Below are 18,845 nucleotides of genomic sequence, written 5' to 3'. Positions count from 1 at the left end.
GTGTGAACACAACCCTTTCGCGCTCACGGTGTGTAAGAGGCCGCTGCAGCTAGACCGCCTCCATCGCCCCATGACTCATCTGGCTTGGATCAGATCGATAAGATGATAACCAGTTCCTAGTAGAGTTCGGCTCAGACAGAATATTGAGTCGAATATCGATGAACAGGCGCCACGACGCTTCCCGGCCATGGTGCTTATGCAACTTGGCTGCTTAATTGCGCTACGGCCGTAGCCATTTTGATCGGCATCAAATCCTTCTCCATCCGCAATGTGTGACAGAGGTTCTCGCGCGACTCTTCGCGCGGACTTGGAATGGAGAACTTGATGAAAGCAAGAACCCTTCTGACGACGGCATCGCTGCTCACGCTCGCGGCCTCGTTCAGTTCCGTCAGCATCTCGGTACAGGCTGCAGATCTGGCGCCGGCACCGGTCTATTACAAATCGCCCCCGATCGCCCCCTTCAATCCGTGGATGATCCGCCTGCGCGTGCTCGGCGTCTTGCCGGACAGCGCAGCCAGCTCGGTCAACGTCGCGGGAGCCCCGCCGCTGTCGTCACCAAGTTCCGGCCTGTCGATCAGCGATCGAGTGATACCGGAGCTCGACATCACCTATTTCTTCACAAAAAACATTGCCGCCGAACTCATTCTCGGCGTGGCCAGCCATCACATCAGCGGTAGCGGCACGCTCAACGGGCTCGATGTTGGAAAGGCCTGGCTATTGCCTCCGACACTGACGCTGCAATATCACTTCACCGATTTCGGGCCGCTCAAGCCCTATATCGGCGCGGGCATCAACTACACCGCATTCTTCAACCAATCAGCAGCCAATACGCCGCTCGCGGGGCTTGCGGTGGCGGATTTGCGCATCAGCAACCAGTTTGGCGCCGCGGTCCAATTCGGCTTCGATTACATGCTTGACCGTCACTGGGGCCTCAACTTCGACGTGAAGAAGTTGTGGCTGCGGCCGGATTACTCGGCGACCGTAAACAATGCGATAGCCGTCACTGGCCGCGCCAATATCGACCCATGGCTCGTCAGCGGCGGAATCACGTACAAGTTCTGACGATAGCACAAGCTCCAGGGAAGAGATCGGCTTGTTCAGATGCGAGCGAGACGGCGAGTTTAAGGTGCACCGTCTCGCCAGCGCCGGACTGCACGCGCAACAATGCTCGCTCTGTGAGCTACGAATTGATGGCATGAAGTGGCGGAACGCCTGCATCACTAATAGTGATCGACTAGATTCAGCTCTGCGAACGGCGACGATGAACAGCAGGCCTTTGTCTTCGAGGAAATTGAGACCGGCATCGCTGCAATCAAGGCCCAGGTCAGCAAGGGCCGTGAGCAAGCGGATGGCAAGCGTGCACCGCGTCGGCGCAAGGGCTTTGCGCCCATCTGGAACGGATCGAAACCGTCATTGAGCCGGAAGACCTTGCTGAGCATGCCGGCAAGCAGAAGGTGGTGATCGGCGAGGACGTGTCGGAGCGTCTGGATGTGGTGCCAGCGAAGTTCCGTGTGATCGTCACGCGCCGTCCCAAGTATGCCTTCAAGAACGCGGACGGCGTAATCCAGGCGCCGGCTCCGGCCCATATCATTGAAGGAGGCATTCCGACGGAAGCGCTTCTGGCCAGATCGCGGTCGCCAAATACGCCGATGGCATGCCGCTCTACCGGCAGGAGGCGATCTACGCGCGCGATCATGTCGAGCTCGACCGCCAGCTGATGGCGCAATGGATGGGCAAGCTCGGCTTCGAGCTCGAGATCATGGCCGACTACATCTTCAGCGAGGTCAAGAAGGCCGAACGGGTCTTTGCCGACGAAACCACCCTGCCGACGCTCGCTCCCGGCTCCGGATCGACGAAAACGGCCTACTTATGGGCCTATGCCAGAGATGACCGCACCTTTGGCCGCAGCGGTCCCCCGATGGTGGCTTATCGCTTCGAAGACAGCCGCTCCGGCGAATGCGCGGTCCGCCATCTCAATGGTTATCGGGGCATCCTGCAAGTGGATGGCTATGCCGCCTATAACAAGTTGGCGCGCGCCGATCGCGGCAATGATGGCATCACATTGGCTGGCTGCTGGTCACACAGCAGACGCAAGTTCTACGAGCTGCATGTTGCAGGAAGCTCGAAAGTGGCAACGACGACGGTCGAGCGGATGGCAAAGCTCTGGCAGGTCGAGAAGACCGTGCGCGGTCAAAGTCCCCACGCACGCGTTGCCGCGCGTCAGCAAGCCTCCGCGGCGGTCGTCGCAGATCTCTTTGATCTCTGGCAGCAGACCTTGCGGCGGATCTCCGGCAAATCAAAACTGGCCGAGGCAATCCGCTATGCCGTCTCGCGCCGTGCCATCTTCGAGCGCTTCCTGACCGACGGCCGCATTGAGCTCGACTCCAACATCGTCGAACGCGCCATCAGGCCACAAACAATTACGAGAAAGAATAGCCTCTTCGCTGGCAGCGACGGCGGCGGACGAACCTGGGCGACCATCGCGACACTGCTGCAGACAGCGAAGATGAACAACGTCGATCCGTTCGCCTGGCTCACCCTCACGCTTCAGCGCATCGCCAACGGCTGGCCGAGCAGCCAGATCGAGGCGCTTATGCCATGGAACCACGCCGCGTGAACGGCCTCAGCTTGCCGCTTACGCACGCTGCAGAGTGCCAGCCGCTTATCAAAGGCGGCAATTCAAATCGGTTGTCGCTCTGGGAGGCAGACCGCGCTACAAAAGGGGTGACGCTCGGGCCTCATCGGACTCGATCAAGCGCACTCCTCTGACCGGTCCGTCTCTCACCGAACATTTTTGAATCCAAGGCCACAGCGACAAGGTCAATGGCCTCCTGTTGCGCACCTCCTGGAGGCGTGAGGGCACCCAGTCACCTTAAGAACGATCGAACAGCTCAACGACCCCAGTCTTTGAACAGATAAGCCGTGCATTCTCGATAGCCCGGACCAAGCGGCGCTAAGCGAAGCCAGCTAGTGTCCTGAACCAGAAGTTCGCGACATCGGGTCGTGTTTTGCCGGGGCATTGTACCGGCAGAAGCGTTCGATGGAAGCAAGGATGTCATCGGCGGACTTAGTCCATCGGAACGGTTTTGGATCGGCGTTGTGTCGGTCGATGAACGAAGTGATGTCAGCCCTGAGAGCGGCGATGCTGCGATAGATGCCGCGCCTGATCTTCTTATCGGTGAGGAGCGCGAAGAAGCGCTCGACCTGGTTGAGCCATGACGAACTGGTCGGGGTCAGGTGCACGTGCCAACGCGGCCGTTTAGCCAGCCATTTTCGGATCAAGGGGTCTTGTGCGCGGCGTAATTGTCCATGACGAGATGGACGTCCAGTTCACGCGGCACGGCAGCTTCGATCTCGTCGAGGAACTTGCGGAACTCGGCGGTGCGGTGGCGTCCATGCACTTGCCGATGACCCGTCCGCTAGCAATATCGAGGGCGGCGAACAGCGATGTGGTGCCATGCCTCGTGTAGTCATGGCTTCTTCGGGCCGGCTGGCCGGGACGCATCGGCAGCATCGGCTGACTGCGGTCCAGCGCCTGGATTTGGGACTTCTCATCCACACATAGAACGATGGCGTGCTCCGGTGGCGAGACGTAGAGGCCCACAACGTCGCGCACTTTGGGCACGAAGTTTGGATCGGTCGAGAGCTTGAACGTCTCCATTCGGTGCGGCTGGAGCCCGAAGGCCCGCCAGATGCGTTGCACCGTCGACACTGATAGGCCGCTGGCCTTCGCCATGTCGCGAGAACTCCAATGGGTGGCGTTCTCAGGGCAACTCTCCAACGTCCTCACGATCACGGCTTCGATGCAGGCATCGTCAACCGTACGTGGCGCCCCGGAGCGCGGCTTGTCATGCAGCCCGTCCACGCGCCGCTCCACAAAACGCCGCCGCCACTTGCCTACCGTCGATCGGTCCAGCCCCAGCTTGGCCGCGACTTCCTTGTTCTGACCGCCCTCCGCGCAGGTCAGCACGATCCGGGCTCTCAGAGCCAGCGCCTGCGCCGTCTTCCGCCGCATCGTCAGCGACTTCAGTTCGGCACGCTCTTCTTCGCTCAATGTCAGGGCGCAAGTTGCTGGACCGCCATCAGATCCTCCGTCGCTGCTGCAGCCTCCATCCTTGGCACGGCGACGCGAATCTACTGCGAATCTACGATTGCGAACTTGTGACTCAGGACACTAGCTTCGCTTGAGCACCATCACAAGACGGTCCACGCGTTTGCCTTGTACGAGATGAGAATTTACGATTTCGTCCACGTCCTCGGGCGTGGTCGCGCGGTACCAGACTCCGTCGGGATAGACGACCATCAAAGGGCCGGAGTTACAAAAGCCGAGGCAGCCCGCCACCGTGAAGCCGACATCGTTCAGACCTTGCGATTCGATCGCCTTGCCCATCCTATCCCACAGGGCTTGCGCGCCCGAGGCGCCGCAGCTGCCGTGCGGATGATTCGGCGGACGCTGCGTATGGCAGGCAAAGGCATGATGCCTGTAAAGTTGAGGAAGCTCGAATTCGGTTTCTGCATTCATGCGCCTATCCTGCAATCAACGGGTTCATCTGAAAAGCGGCAACGCCGGAGTACTTGCCGCACAATCTATTCTTCAGTTGAACGCCGGATCGATCAATTGAAGCAGCTGACTCCCACTCGTGCTCGCGAAAGCAGCCGAAGCGAGCGGACATCATCGTGCTTGTTAGTCGTGCTTGTTATCGGAAAATCCGCGAGCAGATACCTCCGCGTCTGACCGGCCTCCTTGATCAGTTTCAACGCCTTCTCCCAAATCGTGACCGTTTCTGCTCACGCATCATTTGCTCAACCATCCAACATGTTCAAGCAACTTCCACGCCAATGCGTAACGCTCGTTTCCGCAACGATCCCTTGCCCGCCTCCGGCGCCACTGACACTCATTGCCGCGGTTACGACAATGTCGTTCTCTCCTGTTCCGGACATGACAAACGTCGCATCACGTTCAACGCTTCAGCTTCAGCTTTCCGCAGTCCGCTCCTGCGATTAGACGGAAGATACTCGCTCGGTCTGTTCAGACCTTGCACGGTCATTTCGCGGAATGAGCCGCGATCTTCGTGATCTGCGTACCGTCTATCGAGGAGCGCGTATGGCGATCGGCCCAGTGAATAGAGCGCTCTGCCCAGGGGAGTCGGCTAATTGCATCGTTCGACCGCGAACCAAAGAACTTCCTCGCCGAAAGGTTAAGCGCCGCGCACGTGCCGCTGCCCATCCCGCGTTTTCGTCAAAGATAGCGCCCAATCGCGACGGGGTCCGAGCGAGGCACAGGTGATCACCGAGCTTACGTTTGAGGCGACAGGGCTGGCCTGCCGCAATCCCGATTGGCAGCAGCGGCAAAACCGCCCACACAACGATGTCGGCTTGCCTCAACCGCTTCGAGCGCTTCAACTCGAGATTCGCTCGCCGCATCTTGCGGAACGATGAGAATGACCACGCGCACGTGCTCGTTAATGCATTTGACCTGGAGCGATGCCGTCAGTGGATCAAGCTGACGAAATTCGCCAGGGCGTTGGATGTACAGAGGGTTGGCATTGCAATTGCAACGCAGACACGAACGCCGGCGGCGCCCGCGGACATCCGATCGTTCGGCGTGCGTTGCGCGCTGCGTGTCCCGCGAACATCGGATACAGGATCGTCATTTCTCTGCTCAAACGGTCCTGTCAGTCTGGGTCTCCCCATTCTTCCAGCCCAGACGGTGTCCTCGGTGGGCTTGCAGCCGCCGAGGGCATTTCTTTCTCGAACCTATTGTCATCCACCGGCAGCCAGAAGCGGTTCTTGCATGCCAGGTCCATTTGGTGAGTTAGCGCCAGAGCCCTTCCTTCGTGCCACGGAGATCGCCGGGTGCATGACCGGGATCCGGATGCGTGCCACTGAACTTGCGGGTTCAAAACGTTCTGCTCTTACAAGTTCAAAAAGCGACGACACGCACCTGCGCCAACGCTCACAAGGCTTTATCCGGCGCCAAGCGCCTAAGGCAACTCGAGCAATAGCTAAGCGATGCAGCTGTTAATCGGGGTGGATCATAACATCCATGGTTTCGCCGCTGTCCTCGAATAGGTCGGCACGCCGATCATCCGCCAGCAGCTTGACGCCGCGCAGGCAGACGTCACCATCTATCACGGTGAGTGCGACCGGCTCAAGCGCTTGTCCGTTGCAGGGCCCATCGATGCATACCCCAGTGTCGATCTCGATTCTCGCACCATGCCGTCCGCATCTGAGAAAGGAGCGATCTGGAGAGAAAAACTCGCCGGAGCCGATGTTGAGCCAGGCACTGTGATGCGGACAACGGTTGACATACCCGAAATAATCGTTCCCGAAAGTGCGCAGCACAATAATTAGAAACGGCCGGCACTCGCCGCTAGCATCGATCCGTGAGCTGCTGCCGGTTTGATGGACACCCGCTTAAGCTAATCCCACCTTGCGCTCGAACTCAACCGGGCTGAGATAGCCGATGGTCGAGTGCCTGCGGGTCGTGTTGTAAAATCGTTCGATGTAGTCGAACACATCGGCGCGTGCCTCATCTCTGGTTTGATAAATCTTGTTGGCCGTACGCTCGGTCTTGAGCGAGGAGAAGAAGCTCTCCATCGCCGCGTTGTCCCAGACGTTGCCGGAGCGGCTCATGCTGCAAACGATGCCGTGGTCGGCCATCAGGCGCTGGAACTGCTCGCTGGTGTACTGGCTGCCCTGGTCGGAGTGATGCAACAGCGCATCCGGCTTGCCGCGCCGCCAGACGGCCATCAACAATGCGTCCGTCACGAGCTGTGCCGTCATGGAGGCACTCATCGACCAGCCCACCACGCGGCGTGAGAACAGGTCGATCACCGCTGCGACATAGAGCCAGCCTTCGGCCGTCCAGAGATAGGTGAAGTCGGCGATCCACTTCTGGTTCGGCCGCTCGGCGGCGAACTGCCGGTCAAGGAGGTTCGCCGGTACGGTCTCGAGCTGTCGATCGCCGCTGTCCTTCGGTAAGCGCCGACGTCGCGGCCGCGCCCGCAAGCCTTGCAGGCGCATCAGCCGCTCAATCCGGTGCAGGCCGCAATCCGCCCCGTCGGCGAGCAGGTCACGCCACACCCGGCGTGCGCCATAGGTGCGGTCGCTGGCGGCGAAGCTGGCCTTGACCTTGCCGCCGAGCTCCTCGTCGCTGCGGGATCTGGCGCTGGGAGAGCGGTTCAGCCAGGCATGGAAGCCCGACCGCGACACTCCCAGCGCATCGCATAGCCATGCCACCGGCCAGATCGTCCGGTGCTTCGCGACGAAGGCGAACTTCATGTCGCTTCCTTCGCGAAGTAGGCTGCGGCCTTTTTTAGGATATCCCGCTCGGCCTTCAGCTTGGCGACCTCACGGCGCAGCCGCTCGATCTCCTGCTGCTCCGGCTTCATCTGCCCGTGGCCGGGAAAGGCTTGCGCCGGGTCGGAGCCCAACTCCTTCACCCATTTGCGGAGAACATTCTCATGAACATCCAGGTCACGGCCAGCTTGCGCCACCGACACCCCACGTTCCCGCACCAGCTTGACCGCCTCGACCTTGAACTCGCGGCTGAACTTCCGTCTTTTCATCGCCACCTCCGGCTTCATGAAACACCTAATCTCGGTGTCCATCAAACCGGCAGCAGCTCACCGCGACAGGCTAAAGCCCTTGGCGCCAGTCCGCTCGACAGCATCAGCGAGACATACGGCGAATACCTCGATCTGATCGCTCAGCAGGTTGCCGATTATACCTTCGCTCATTCCCGCCTCGTGGTTTCCTGCTTGAAGGTTTCGATCGCGGTCCGCGTCAGTCGAAAAACACCACGACCACGAGCGATCGGGCGATAGCTTGAACTGGCACGGGCGTTAAGGACATCAAACCATTGGTTCGGCGTGAGCTTCGCCGGGCACTCGCTGATTTGCACCACCCTCCCGTTCGGAGCGAAGCGGACGTGAACAATGACCCTGTTGCGAGTTCACAGCAATTCCTTACTGGTCAATCTAAAGACCCGAACCGAAACTGAGGATCTGGATTAAGACGTGCTCGGTTCCGAGGCCCTGTCGCGGGCCTGGCCCCTCTGGTCGGAGACGGCGCCTTCACTACTTTGCCAGTGTTTTGCACGATCGCTGTCGGAGAGCATTTCTCCTCCGGGATTTTCGGACGAAGATGTGGCATCCGGCCTTCCTCAATATTCGTCGGGGTGGCGATCTGCGCGCCAAATGCCGCCACAGACGGCCCGCCATCGCGTTGCTGATCTAGCGCAATGGCAGCACGGCTCATCGCAACTCAACCTATTGTTCCTTCAGTAGTGGATGACAAGCATCTTAGTAGATCGCTGCACCCGCGCCCACATTGATCGACGCATCTTTCGTGGTTTCGACGATAAATTCGACCTTGTCGTTCGTGAGATGGGTGTGAAACGGCAGCGCCAGGGCGCGATCGGCGATCTTTTCCGCAACCGGGAAATCGCCCCGCCGATAGCCGAGATCAAAATAGTGACGTTGCAAATGCAATGGATGGCTATAGGCGGCGGATTCAATCTTGGCGGCACGCAGATCATCGACAATGGTGTCACGGCCGGATCGCGTGAAGCGCGTCCCTAGGAGTCCGTCCAGATATGTTTTCGTGACGGGCATTTGTTGTAGAGTAGCAGGCTCAGGCTGCGTTTGCGAGGTTGAACAGCTTGAGGAGGTTATGGACGGTGCAGATCATTGTCCACTCGGCGCGCACTTTCTCGATGCCCCGCAACAGGAACTGGCGGAAGCCTCTTGCCTGTTTGATCTGCCCGAACACCGGCTCCACCACTTGCTTTCGCAATCGGTAGGGTGTTTCGAAGCCGCCATCGTCGATCTTCTTTCGCATGGCCTGTGTCAGCGGGCCGCCGACTTTTCCGTTCGCTACTGTCGGGTGCTTGGCGCGTCCGGGCGCGACATAGCCATCGATGCTGCGTGTGTCGAGCGCTTCGAGATTGGCTTCGCTGCAGTAGCCGGAATCCGCTGAGGCCTGCCGCGGCTTGCGGCCAAGATTGCTCTCGATGGCCTCGATCAGGGGCACCAACTGGCCCTGATCGCTGCCGTGCTGGGTCAGTTCTTGCGCGACAATGATCTGGGCATGTGCATCGACGGCCGCCTGGGCATTATAGGCCTGAACGAAGCCATCCTTCGACTTCATGATGCGGCTTTCCGGATCGGTGAAGTTGCGTTGCGCCTTGGGATTGGGTTCCTCCGATGGCAGCGCCGCCGGTTTGCCCGGCTTCTTGCGGCCTTCGGCCTGGCGCTGCTGTTCCTTTTCGGCCTCGATGCGGCGCTCTTCCTCCGCCGCCAGTTTGGCGTCCGCTTCCAGCGCCGCCATCGCTTGCTGGATCTTCGCCAGCCGTTTCTGCTTGTCGACGGTCCAGTCCGGCAGTTCGTCGCTGTTGCCGAAAGTCTCATCCTCCGAGGCATCCGCCGCCTCGGCGGCCGCCAGCATGCGAGCGACCTCGGCCTTCAATTCCGCCTCGCGCTTCTTCATGCGCTCATAACTCATCGCCTTGTGTTTCGACGCGTTCGCCTTGATCTTCGTACCATCCAGCGCGACATGACCGAGCTTGACCAGCCCGGCCGTCTCGCACAACTTCAGAACCTGCACGAATAGCGCGCCGAGCGCCTTCAAATGTCGCTTGCGAAAGTCGCTGATCGTCCGAAAATCCGGCGCATCCAGCGCCACGATCATCACAAAATCGTTCCGCTCCCGGCAGGCCTTGGCAATCCGACGCGACGAATACAGCCCACTCGCATAGCTATGCAGCAGCAGCGCCACCATCATCCGCGGATCAAACGGCGGCTGCCCAAGCCCGCTCACATAGCTGCCCATGATCTCCCTGAGATCGAGGCTCTCCCGCACCAGATCAACCATAAACCGCGAGACATGGCCTTTCGGCACGAAGTCCTGCACATTCGGCGGCAGAAGCAGCGTCTGATCGATGTTCCAAGGCCGAAAATACTTGCTCATCGCCCAATGTTGAATCAGACCCGACCAGATTTGAACAGTAAGCGGCAAGCTGAGGCCGTTCACGCGGCGTGGTTCCATGGCATAAGCGCCTCGATCTGGCTGCTCGGCCAGCCGTTGGCGATGCGCTGAAGCGTGAGGGTGAGCCAGGCGAACGGATCGACGTTGTTCATCTTCGCTGTCTGCAGCAGTGTCGCGATGGTCGCCCAGGTTCGTCCGCCGCCGTCGCTGCCAGCGAAGAGGCTATTCTTTCTCGTAATTGTTTGTGGCCTGATGGCGCGTTCGACGATGTTGGAGTCGAGCTCAATGCGGCCGTCGGTCAGGAAGCGCTCGAAGATGGCACGGCGCGAGACGGCATAGCGGATTGCCTCGGCCAGTTTTGATTTGCCGGAGATCCGCCGCAAGGTCTGCTGCCAGAGATCAAAGAGATCTGCGACGACCGCCGCGGAGGCTTGCTGACGCGCGGCAACGCGTGCGTGGGGACTTTGACCGCGCACGGTCTTCTCGACCTGCCAGAGCTTTGCCATCCGCTCGACCGTCGTCGTTGCCACTTTCGAGCTTCCTGCAACATGCAGTTCGTAGAACTTGCGTCTGCTGTGTGACCAGCAGCCAGCCAATGTGATGCCGTCATTGCCGCGATCGGCGCGCGCCAACTTGTTATAGGCGGCATAGCCATCCACTTGCAGGATGCCCCGATAACCATTGAGATGGCGGACCGCGCATTCGCCGGAGCGGCTGTCTTCGAAGCGATAAGCCACCATCGGGGGACCGCTGCGGCCAAAGGTGCGGTCATCTCTGGCATAGGCCCATAAGTAGGCCGTTTTCGTCGATCCGGAGCCGGGAGCGAGCGTCGGCAGGGTGGTTTCGTCGGCAAAGACCCGTTCGGCCTTCTTGACCTCGCTGAAGATGTAGTCGGCCATGATCTCGAGCTCGAAGCCGAGCTTGCCCATCCATTGCGCCATCAGCTGGCGGTCGAGCTCGACATGATCGCGCGCGTAGATCGCCTCCTGCCGGTAGAGCGGCATGCCATCGGCGTATTTGGCGACCGCGATCTGGGCCAGAAGCGCTTCCGTCGGAATGCCTCCTTCAATGATATGGGCCGGAGCCGGCGCCTGGATTACGCCGTCCGCGTTCTTGAAGGCATACTTGGGACGGCGCGTGACGATCACACGGAACTTCGCTGGCTCCACATCCAGACGCTCCGACACGTCCTCGCCGATCACCACCTTCTGCTTGCCGGCATGCTCAGCAAGGTCTTCCGGCTCAATGACGGTTTCGATCCGTTCCAGATGGGGCGCAAAGCCCTTGCGCCGACGCGGTGCACGCTTGCCATCCGCTTGCTCACGGCCCTTGCTGACCTGGGCCTTGATTGCAGCGATGCCGGTCTCAATTTCCTCGAAGACAAAGGCCTGCTGTTCATCGTCGCCGTTCGCAGAGCCGAGCTTTTCCGATCGTCGGCCGAACCGGGCGCGGTCGAAGGCCTTCAGGATCTGCGTCAGCCGCTCGATACGCGCATCGGCATCGTGAGCGTCACGAGAGGATCACGGGTGCCTGGGCTTGACTTGCGCGGAATGCTCTGGATAGCGCGGTCGGGATGATTGACGCCGCCGGCGCGCGGTGATGGGTTGATCCCGGTTCGGAGCGGGCAACGGGGATCAGAATGACCAGCGAGTCGCAGCTGCGCGAGAAGCTTCGGAAGATCGAGGCGTTGTTCGTGGGGGCCGGAACTGCTGGTGAGCGCCTTGCAGCGGAAGCCGCGCTGCAGCGGGTGCGGGCCCGGGTCGAGGAACTTGCTCGCCACGATCCACCGATCGAACAGCAATTCTCACTTCCCGACCAGTGGTCTCGGCACCTGTTTCTGGCGCTTTGCCGCCGATATGGGCTGCGGCCGTTTCGTTATCGCCGACAGCGACGTAACACGGTGATGGTCCGTGCGTCACGGGGCTTCGTTGATCGAGTCCTGCTGCCCGAGTTCACCGAGCTGGAGGGTGCGCTGCAAGTGTATCTGCACGAGGTAACGCTGCGCGTGATCCGCGAAGAGATCTACGACGACGCCAGCGATGCGCAGGAAGTTCCCGACGCCGTGCCGTCGAACTGATCAAGCGGCGAGCTTTGGCTCCGAACCATCGCGCTCGGCTTTCCAATTCCACGGCAGCAGCGTGTTCAGCTGATTGATCTTGGTACGTCCGGAGACGATGCGCTCGAGAACATCAGTAAAATAGTGCCGTGGGTCGATGTCGTGAAGCTTTGCGGAGTTGATGAGTGATGCGAGAGTGGCCCAGGTTTCGGCGCCGCCCTCACTGCCTGCGAACAGATAGTTTTTCTTTCCCAGCCCGATCGGCTTGATGCTGCGTTCGACCGTATTGCTGTCGATCTCGATGCGCCCATCATCGATGAATCGCGTCAGGCCATCCCAATGGTTGAGGGTGTAGCGGATCGCCTTGCCAAGGCCGGATTTCTTCGAGACTTCCAGCAGTCGCGCCTCGAGCCAGGGCTTGAAGTCCTCGATCAGCGGTCTGGTGTCGGATTGTCGCACCGCAGCTCGCTGCGTCGCCGGCAAACCGCGAATGCGATCCTCAATGGCGTAGAACATCGCGATCCGCTGCAGCGCTTCCGCGGCAATCGGCGATTTCGTCGCGATGTGGACGTCCCAGAACTTCCGCCGCGCATGCGCGAAGCAGAACGCCAGTTGTACCAGACGGCCGCCGTTTTTAATCAGCCCCTTGTACCCGGCGTAGCCGTCGACCTGCAGGATGCCGTCGTAGTCTCCAAACAGCTGCCTGGCGCGGATTGCCTTGCGATCCTCGGCGAACACGTAGACTACTGCCGGCGGCGCCGGGCCGCCCCACGGGCGGTCGTCGGTGGCGATCGCCCAGAACTGGCAGACTTTGGTTCTGCCACGGCCGGGATCGAGAACTGGCAGCGGCGTCTCGTCGGCAAACAGCCGCGGGTAGGACATCACTGCGCGGCGCAACAGCGCGTGAAGCGGCTTCAGCCACCAGGCGACGCGGCCCATCCACGAGGCCAGCGTTTGCCGGTCGAGCGTGATGCCTTGGGCGGCAAACATCTGTTCCTGGCGATACAGCGGCAGCTGGTAGCCGTATTTCATCACCGCGACGTGGGCCAGCAAGGCTTCCGTCACCATTCCACCGTCGATCGCCTGGGCCGGCGCGGGTGCCTGCAGAACACCCTGGCGGCATCCCCGGCAGCCGTACCGTGGACGCATGATGCGCTTGACCCGGTACTGCATCGGAATGACGTCGAAGGCTTCCTTGACGGTCTCCCCGATCTTGTGCAGCTGCTCGCCGCAGCAAGGGCAGATGTGGCTCTCGATATCGATCACGACATCGATGCGCGGCAAATGCTCCGGAAGCTTCCCCCGGTTGCGTCGCGCCGGTCGCTTTCCACGGCCCTCCGCTCCGTCAGGCAGCCTGCCTCCGGTCACGTCGTCGTTGGCGGCGGCACGAACCGCCTGTGCCCTGATGGTGAAGAGAGACAGCTGTCCGATATCCAGTGTCTCGGAGCGCGGACCGAAGATCGTGCGCTTGTACTGGGACAGGATCATCAGGAGCTTGTCGTTCTCCTGGATCGCAGCGTCGCGTTGGGCGATCGCTGCATCACGCTCGGTCGCCAGCGTGCTGCATTCCTCCGACAACGCCGCAAGCCGTGACGATAGCGTCATCACGGCTTGTCGGAGCAATGCTGGATCGGAAGGCAAATCACTCATGCAGAGCGATTCTACAACAACTCCGCATGAGTGACGAACGACTCTTGATAATGATCAACCAGCTCGCATCGGCTGATCCACAACTCGCATCGGCACACGCTTCCAGTCCGAGCCATCGAGCAGCACCGAGAGCTGAGCATGAGATAGCGACATGACGCCTTCCTTGATCGGCGGCCAGGTGAACTGCCCCTCGATTCTTTTGTAGTAAAGGACAAGGCCGCTTCCATCCCAAGTCAGGATCTTCACGCGATCTCGGCGCTTGGAGCGGAAGACATAAAGTCCGCCGTCGAACGGATCGGCTCCAAAGGCCTCGCTCACCAGCATCGCCAGCGAGTCCATGCCGCGGCGGAAATCGACCGGCTGCGTCGCAATCCAGATCGACAACCCAGCTCGAAGCCCGATCATCGACCAACCGTCCCGACCGCCGCCAGCACCTCGCACAGTGCCTCCCGGTCGACTGTCCCCCTGACACGGATGCGAATCGCGCCGACCTCGATCTCGATCGCCGCCTGCTCCTCACTCGGGCGCCCACAGCCGGTGATCGCGACCGGCACAAAGCCAGGTGGCATGCCTCTGTCCCCGCGCTCCGCGACCTGCGCCCGCGTAGCCTGGCGACGCCAGAGAAACAACAGGCTTGGACTGATGTCGTGTCGCCGCGCCACTGCGGACACGCTTGCACCCGGCGCAAAACTCTCCGCAACAATCGCCGCCTTCGCATCGGTCGACCTGCGCCGACGTCGGCCCGTCCCGGTGATGATCTCGACACGCTGCAGCGTGTCGGCGCCGTGTTCGAGGATAGGCATATGCCTATCCTTATCGCTATCCTTACGACTATCCTTTGACATTGTGACCTCGCGACAAACCATTCCGCGAGATCTTCCTAGCCGACCAGATCAACCCTCAGCGCGTGGTCTCCGCATGACGCTCACTCGGCATCGGCGTTGCGCACCCTGAGATCGGCGACTTCGCTCTCCAGAGCATCGGCGCGGGCCGCCCTCTCGGCCAGGGCAAGCACCATGGCTCTCAGCGTCTCTACGTCATTCGGGAGGTTGAGATCGGGCGGCGTCATTGGCCCGACCAGAGCACATTTTGCCCCGGTTCTCTTGCCTTTTCAGCTCACTGATTCACTTCGCCGCAGCGCTTTTACCCAACAATCTCCGGCGGCTTGACCGCCACGGTCCGGACCCGCTTCCAGTCCATTCCATCCACCAGTGCCATCAACTGCGCAGGATTCATCTGCACCCGATGATGCCCGATCCGCGGCCAGCAGAACTTCGCCTTTTCGAGACGTTTTAAATAGAGGCACACGCCGGAGCCATCCCACCATACGATCTTTATTCTGTCGGCTCTTTTGGCCCGGAAGACATAAAGCGCACCGTCGAACGGATCTGAGCCCGCATCGCGCACAAGCGCAACCAGGCCATCGATACCCTTGCGGAAGTCGACTGGATGGCTGGCGAGGAACACCTTCACGCCCGAGGGAATCATGCCGAACGCACCGCCCGGATCACTCGCTGCAAGTGCGCCTCGTCGACGTCCACGCCGGCACGCACGACGACCTCGCCAATGGTAATCTCAATCACTGTGCCTGCCACAGACGCCACCACGCCCTCGCAACTCGAGTGCCGCGAGCGATAATGCCGCTCGGCCCGAGCATCACGGCGCCAAGCGAACAGCTGCGACGGGTGAATGCCGATCCGGCGGGCGATCGCCGAGACGCTCGCGCCAGGCTCCAGCGCCTCTGTCACAATTTGCGCCTTGAACTCGTCCGACCAGCGTCGGCGAAGCTGCCGCGGCGCTCCCTCAAGACGGTCGGCGACCGCTTCGATCATATGGAAGGTTCTAGTTCCAGAACTAGGCGCAGACATAGAAGCTCACATCGGCTCACAAACTCAGCAGCCGATAGCCGATCGCTTACCACTCCGCCAGACGGGGTTTCTTTGCCGCTTACTTTGAACAGCGACTATCCAGACAAGCTCCTAGATGGACGAGATAGAGCATCCAGTTCACCTCGGTCACATGGGGGCCAACGTAAGGCGGTTTGATGCCTTCAAATGATTGCATATGCGCGTTGTAGAGCTGCTCGACCAACCGGCGACGCTCCAGGCTTTCGTTGAGACGCTTGAGCTGTGCCAACCCCAAAGCCGCGGTGAGATCGCTCATACGAGCCTGGTAAGGTGCGGTGGCACTGACGACAACGGAGGAGCGTTCGTCCAGTCGATGGGCGCAATACCGACGCAAGCTAACCGCGATATCGATATCATCGGTCACGACCATGGCGCCTTCGCCGCAACTTATGGCCAGGGGCTGAGCAAAGTCGAATACCGCCAGGTCGCCAAACCTGCCGACGAGCTCGCCCTTATAGCTCGATCCGATCGCCTCGGTGGAATCCTCCAAAAGCGGTAGCTGATGGCGTTGGGCAATCGCACGCAATTCCGACCATGGCGCCGGATGACCGTTGGAATTGCTGGCGACAATCGCCCGCGTGTTTGCCGTGATGCGTTCCTCGGCCTTTGCTGGGGCCAATGTTCCCGACCAATAGTCGATGTCGGAAAATACCACCCGTACGCCTGCGAGACTGATGGCATGGACCGTCTCGCGAAAGGAATAGGGCGAGGCGATGACTTCCTGCCCTGATTCGATCCCGAGCGCCTTGAGCGCAAGCAGGAGCCCGATGGTGCCGCTTGATACGGCAACGGCATATTTGCGGCCAAGATACGCTGCGAAAGCGTGCTCGAACGCCTCAGTGGTACGTCCATTGGAGATTTGCGGTGAACATAGCAATGTTTCCACGGCAGAGAGCTCGGCTAAGGTGATATCGGGATCGGACAGTGGAATAAAGGATGGATTTGCCTCAACACTATCCGCGCTATCCAGGGGGTGCGCTGCGAGTTCAATGCCGCTCACCGCCCTCAATTCCTTTTCGCCAGTACAATGCCGGTCGCCCGTGTCGGATCGGCCGTAATCCGCACGCAGTGATCCGAGCCATCCAGCAAATGCAGGTCGAAATGAGGAAACTGCCGGAACGGCTGGTCCGCAACATCCGACGCATCGCAACGTACCCAGGCAAGCTGCGGGAAGCGGCGCGGCAGCTCGACAAAGGAGCCCGTATCGGCACCATCGTCCGCAAGCAGCCGCTCGATTTCGATCAGTTCCTCCGCACTGAGCGCCATCGTGGCTCCTTATGGCTCGTCAAAGTTCGTTCGTCATTGCCAGAACAGACGTTCCGGATCGGTGTTCAATTCGTCGATTGCTGAAGTCAGACGGTGGTAAAGGCTGTAGAACTCCCAGATTCCCTTTGCGTGGTTCTTGCAAAACAGCTTCCAGATCCCACCCACGGCATCATAAAGAATCAAGGCAACATCAATCAGACCGCCATCCTTATCGATATTGCGCGAGCAACAGGCGCTCTCGATGAGATAGCCACCCCTCACCGGCGTCACGTTCGGTGAAACATACAGATAACGCTTGCGCGAACTCAAGCCGCGCTGGATCCGCTTGCGATCGAGTTCGTTCGGGTGAGGAATCAGCCCCGTCTTTACCTTCCTCATCAGCGCGGCATTCATCGCGAACTCCTCCCTTCAAAGCACTGTGATCTCTTCTTCTAGACAGCCGATGAGCAGGCGTTCACCAAAATCGACAGTATATATCGGCACGTTCGCTTCGTTATGGATGGCTACCCTGATGATCTCGCCAGTCGCTCCGGCGCCGAGCAAGCACTCCTCGGGCTCCGTATTGGGAAAAGAGCCGTCGTTGATGAGGTCGACGACGGCTTTAACGCGCTGGCCCCGGCGATATTTCGAAAAGCGGAACTCACTCATGACACAGCCTCTTCCGGCAATGGCAGATCATCGGTCTCCTCGCACGTGTCCACCGGCTCGAGCTCCTTGCGCTTCATGCCAACTCGGTAGCCCGTTTCCAGAAACTCGACCCCGTAAATGTAGAATTGCTGCAGGAACGTGCCGATCGAGACGACGTAACCCACCTCTCCCTTCGAGACCAGAATGTCGCCAACCTGCTTGCCGGGATAGGTGCCATCATTGCGGATGGTGCGATTGGCTCGTACCTTTTCGCCAAAGCTGAAGACAGGCGGCCCGCTGAGCTCGACGACGTCGCTGTCGCGAACGATGTTGCTCATGCGCCGCTCCCAAGCGGACATGCAGGCATGCCCGAGCCATCGCAGGCGAGGTCCCGCATCACTTCGCCCTCACCTCCGGCGCGATTTGTCAATTCAATAGCTGAGATGCAGCTCGCCGCTTCTAGGTAAACCTGCCGATCAGGGCCGTGCCGTAGAGCAGTTGGCGCCTCTGGCAAGGGCGATCGCGCGATCTCGAACCCCACCGAGGCATCTGGGCCGTTCACTACAGCTGGCAACCACTGATAGGGAACATCGCGCGCCACCATGTCGCGGAACTCGACGTCCGTATCACTCATCAGCTGACCGAGCAGCTGCGGCGCGATGCGGCGCGCCTCGATCACATTGCCGACTATTCGATTCGGAACATCCGCAAGGATCCCCGCGCCGTTCTGGTCAGTCGGTTTGAGTTCGGGACGCCTGTTCGCGGCGGCGGGTCCTTCGTCGCTTTTGCCGAGCCGCATCCGACGGTAGGCGTGAGGCCGCCGCGGAGCGCCTGGTCCAACCAATGATGGACTGGCGTGCGCAGCAGCATCAGTCACATCGACGATGACAGCACCGCCTGGAAGGCGGCTGCCGGCGTCGAGAAACGTCGCTGGAGCGCTGCACGGGACGAATTGTCCACAGCGTCCTTTCTGCCCGCGGGCAGCGGCCAATCCAAGGCGGCCGCCGTTTCTGAGAAAGGCCCGAACCTCGGCGCCTACGGCGCCGCTAACGCGCAGCACGACGCTTTGGACGCTTTCAGCAGCAGCCCTTGGCATTCTGATCATGGGCTAATTCTTTAGGATGGCGCCTGGTAACGCGGCAAGGAGGTGTCAATGACGCAGGTGCCGTCGACGGGACAAGCCGCGACACATTGCGGCTCATCGAAATGACCGATGCATTCGGTGCATTTCGCCGGTTCAATGACGAAGCGCCCCGCGCTCTCCGAGATCGCAACATTCGGGCACAACGGTTCGCAGGCTGAGCAGCTCGTACACTGCGAGGCAATGATCTTGAATGGCACATACGCCC

General features: G+C 60.4%; 19 protein-coding genes and 5 pseudogenes. 4 read left to right on the top strand and 20 right to left on the bottom strand.

The annotated features are described in order from the left end of the window. Positions 1-324 precede the first annotated feature (324 nt). Together HAP54_RS22455 and tnpC (HAP54_RS22450) are read left to right on the top strand one after the other, a co-directional pair. Positions 325-1,062, top strand: coding sequence for an OmpW/AlkL family protein (locus HAP54_RS22455; RefSeq protein WP_224741829.1), 738 nt, complete (start codon positions 325-327; stop codon positions 1,060-1,062). 189 nt (positions 1,063-1,251) lie between these two features. After that, positions 1,252-2,617 (top strand): annotated as a pseudogene (tnpC, locus tag HAP54_RS22450) (IS66 family transposase); the annotation flags it as partial. Between the two features lie 350 nt (positions 2,618-2,967). Here the strand turns inward: tnpC (HAP54_RS22450) and HAP54_RS22445 are convergent. From HAP54_RS22445 to tnpC (HAP54_RS22415), 7 genes and pseudogenes are all read right to left on the bottom strand, one after another. Beyond that, positions 2,968-4,015: pseudogene (locus HAP54_RS22445) on the bottom strand (IS630 family transposase). 159 nt (positions 4,016-4,174) lie between these two features. Then, positions 4,175-4,522: a (2Fe-2S) ferredoxin domain-containing protein gene (locus tag HAP54_RS22440; RefSeq protein WP_029084658.1), complete on the bottom strand. Its 348-nt coding sequence runs from the start codon at positions 4,520-4,522 to the stop codon at positions 4,175-4,177. A gap of 1,499 nt (positions 4,523-6,021) precedes the next feature. Further along, a complete protein-coding gene (locus HAP54_RS22435) occupies positions 6,022-6,345 on the bottom strand; it encodes a Rieske (2Fe-2S) protein (RefSeq protein WP_224741830.1) in 324 nt (107 codons plus the stop codon). Positions 6,346-6,417: 72 nt separating this feature from the next. After that, a protein-coding gene (locus tag HAP54_RS22430) for an IS3 family transposase (RefSeq protein WP_166295259.1) occupies positions 6,418-7,571 on the bottom strand; the annotation gives its coding sequence in 2 pieces (ribosomal slippage) (positions 6,418-7,322 and positions 7,322-7,571; 1,155 coding nt in all). A 735-nt stretch (positions 7,572-8,306) separates the two neighbouring features. Beyond that, a pseudogene (locus HAP54_RS22425) lies at positions 8,307-8,585 on the bottom strand (DegT/DnrJ/EryC1/StrS family aminotransferase); the annotation flags it as partial. Positions 8,586-8,637: 52 nt separating this feature from the next. After that, positions 8,638-9,972, bottom strand: coding sequence for an IS1182 family transposase (locus HAP54_RS22420; RefSeq protein WP_166202952.1), 1,335 nt, complete (start codon positions 9,970-9,972; stop codon positions 8,638-8,640). Between the two features lie 59 nt (positions 9,973-10,031). After that, positions 10,032-11,492 (bottom strand): annotated as a pseudogene (gene tnpC / locus HAP54_RS22415) (IS66 family transposase); the annotation flags it as partial. Positions 11,493-11,629: 137 nt separating this feature from the next. Between tnpC (HAP54_RS22415) and HAP54_RS22410 the strand changes: the two are divergent. Next, a complete protein-coding gene (locus HAP54_RS22410; protein ID WP_166202962.1) occupies positions 11,630-12,067 on the top strand; it encodes a hypothetical protein in 438 nt (145 codons plus the stop codon). On the opposite strand, the gene tnpC (HAP54_RS22405) is transcribed toward HAP54_RS22410, so the two are convergent. The 12 genes and pseudogenes from tnpC (HAP54_RS22405) to HAP54_RS22350 form a co-directional block, all read right to left on the bottom strand. Further along, entirely contained in the window at positions 12,068-13,651 is a 1,584-nt protein-coding gene (gene tnpC / locus HAP54_RS22405) for an IS66 family transposase (RefSeq protein WP_166215215.1), read from the bottom strand. Between the two features lie 99 nt (positions 13,652-13,750). Next, complete coding sequence (gene tnpB, locus HAP54_RS22400) at positions 13,751-14,101, bottom strand: IS66 family insertion sequence element accessory protein TnpB (RefSeq protein ID WP_166202960.1); 351 nt, start codon at positions 14,099-14,101, stop codon at positions 13,751-13,753. Further along, positions 14,098-14,499, bottom strand: a complete 402-nt coding sequence (gene tnpA / locus HAP54_RS22395) for an IS66-like element accessory protein TnpA (protein WP_166298544.1) — start codon at positions 14,497-14,499, stop codon at positions 14,098-14,100. Before tnpA ends, tnpB (HAP54_RS22400) begins: the two co-directional genes overlap by 4 nt. Before the next feature lie 122 nt (positions 14,500-14,621). Continuing rightward, complete coding sequence (locus HAP54_RS22390; RefSeq protein WP_166293494.1) at positions 14,622-14,765, bottom strand: hypothetical protein; 144 nt, start codon at positions 14,763-14,765, stop codon at positions 14,622-14,624. A gap of 74 nt (positions 14,766-14,839) precedes the next feature. Next, positions 14,840-15,184 carry an IS66 family insertion sequence element accessory protein TnpB gene (gene tnpB / locus HAP54_RS22385; protein ID WP_165125830.1) on the bottom strand — a complete coding sequence of 115 codons (345 nt, stop codon included), beginning with the start codon at positions 15,182-15,184 and terminating at the stop codon, positions 14,840-14,842. Further along, complete coding sequence (locus HAP54_RS22380) at positions 15,181-15,528, bottom strand: transposase (RefSeq protein ID WP_283843200.1); 348 nt, start codon at positions 15,526-15,528, stop codon at positions 15,181-15,183. The genes tnpB (HAP54_RS22385) and HAP54_RS22380 overlap by 4 nt, the downstream gene beginning before the upstream one ends. A gap of 145 nt (positions 15,529-15,673) precedes the next feature. After that, positions 15,674-16,594 (bottom strand): annotated as a pseudogene (locus HAP54_RS22375) (DegT/DnrJ/EryC1/StrS family aminotransferase); the annotation flags it as partial. A 14-nt stretch (positions 16,595-16,608) separates the two neighbouring features. Continuing rightward, positions 16,609-16,869 carry a hypothetical protein gene (locus tag HAP54_RS22370; RefSeq protein ID WP_029084661.1) on the bottom strand — a complete coding sequence of 87 codons (261 nt, stop codon included), beginning with the start codon at positions 16,867-16,869 and terminating at the stop codon, positions 16,609-16,611. A gap of 33 nt (positions 16,870-16,902) precedes the next feature. Beyond that, the gene (locus tag HAP54_RS22365) at positions 16,903-17,262 is read right to left on the bottom strand and encodes a DUF3024 domain-containing protein (protein WP_029084662.1); all 360 of its coding nucleotides are present in this window, start codon (positions 17,260-17,262) and stop codon (positions 16,903-16,905) included. Positions 17,263-17,277: 15 nt separating this feature from the next. Then, positions 17,278-17,517: a nitrogen fixation protein NifZ gene (locus tag HAP54_RS22360; RefSeq protein ID WP_166303907.1), complete on the bottom strand. Its 240-nt coding sequence runs from the start codon at positions 17,515-17,517 to the stop codon at positions 17,278-17,280. Further along, positions 17,514-17,834 (bottom strand): nitrogen fixation protein NifZ, encoded by a 321-nt coding sequence (locus HAP54_RS22355; protein WP_029084663.1) that lies wholly within the window; start codon positions 17,832-17,834, stop codon positions 17,514-17,516. Before HAP54_RS22355 ends, HAP54_RS22360 begins: the two co-directional genes overlap by 4 nt. Continuing rightward, complete coding sequence (locus HAP54_RS22350; RefSeq protein ID WP_166303904.1) at positions 17,831-18,295, bottom strand: hypothetical protein; 465 nt, start codon at positions 18,293-18,295, stop codon at positions 17,831-17,833. Before HAP54_RS22350 ends, HAP54_RS22355 begins: the two co-directional genes overlap by 4 nt. Before the next feature lie 57 nt (positions 18,296-18,352). Between HAP54_RS22350 and HAP54_RS22345 the strand changes: the two genes are divergently transcribed. Continuing rightward, positions 18,353-18,616, top strand: a complete 264-nt coding sequence (locus HAP54_RS22345; RefSeq protein WP_166303901.1) for a hypothetical protein — start codon at positions 18,353-18,355, stop codon at positions 18,614-18,616. Here HAP54_RS22345 and HAP54_RS22340 read toward each other — a convergent pair. After that, on the bottom strand, positions 18,613-18,837 hold the full coding sequence (locus HAP54_RS22340; protein ID WP_029084666.1) for a 4Fe-4S binding protein: 225 nt from the start codon (positions 18,835-18,837) through the stop codon (positions 18,613-18,615). The two genes, HAP54_RS22345 and HAP54_RS22340, sit on opposite strands and share 4 nt — an antisense overlap. Between the last annotated feature and the right edge of the window lie 8 nt (positions 18,838-18,845).

Source organism: Bradyrhizobium sp. 2S1 (assembly GCF_011516625.5).
Lineage (GTDB): Bacteria > Pseudomonadota > Alphaproteobacteria > Rhizobiales > Xanthobacteraceae > Bradyrhizobium > Bradyrhizobium septentrionale.
Note: the sequence above shows the minus strand (reverse complement) of the source record. Positions and strands in the feature narration are given on the sequence as shown.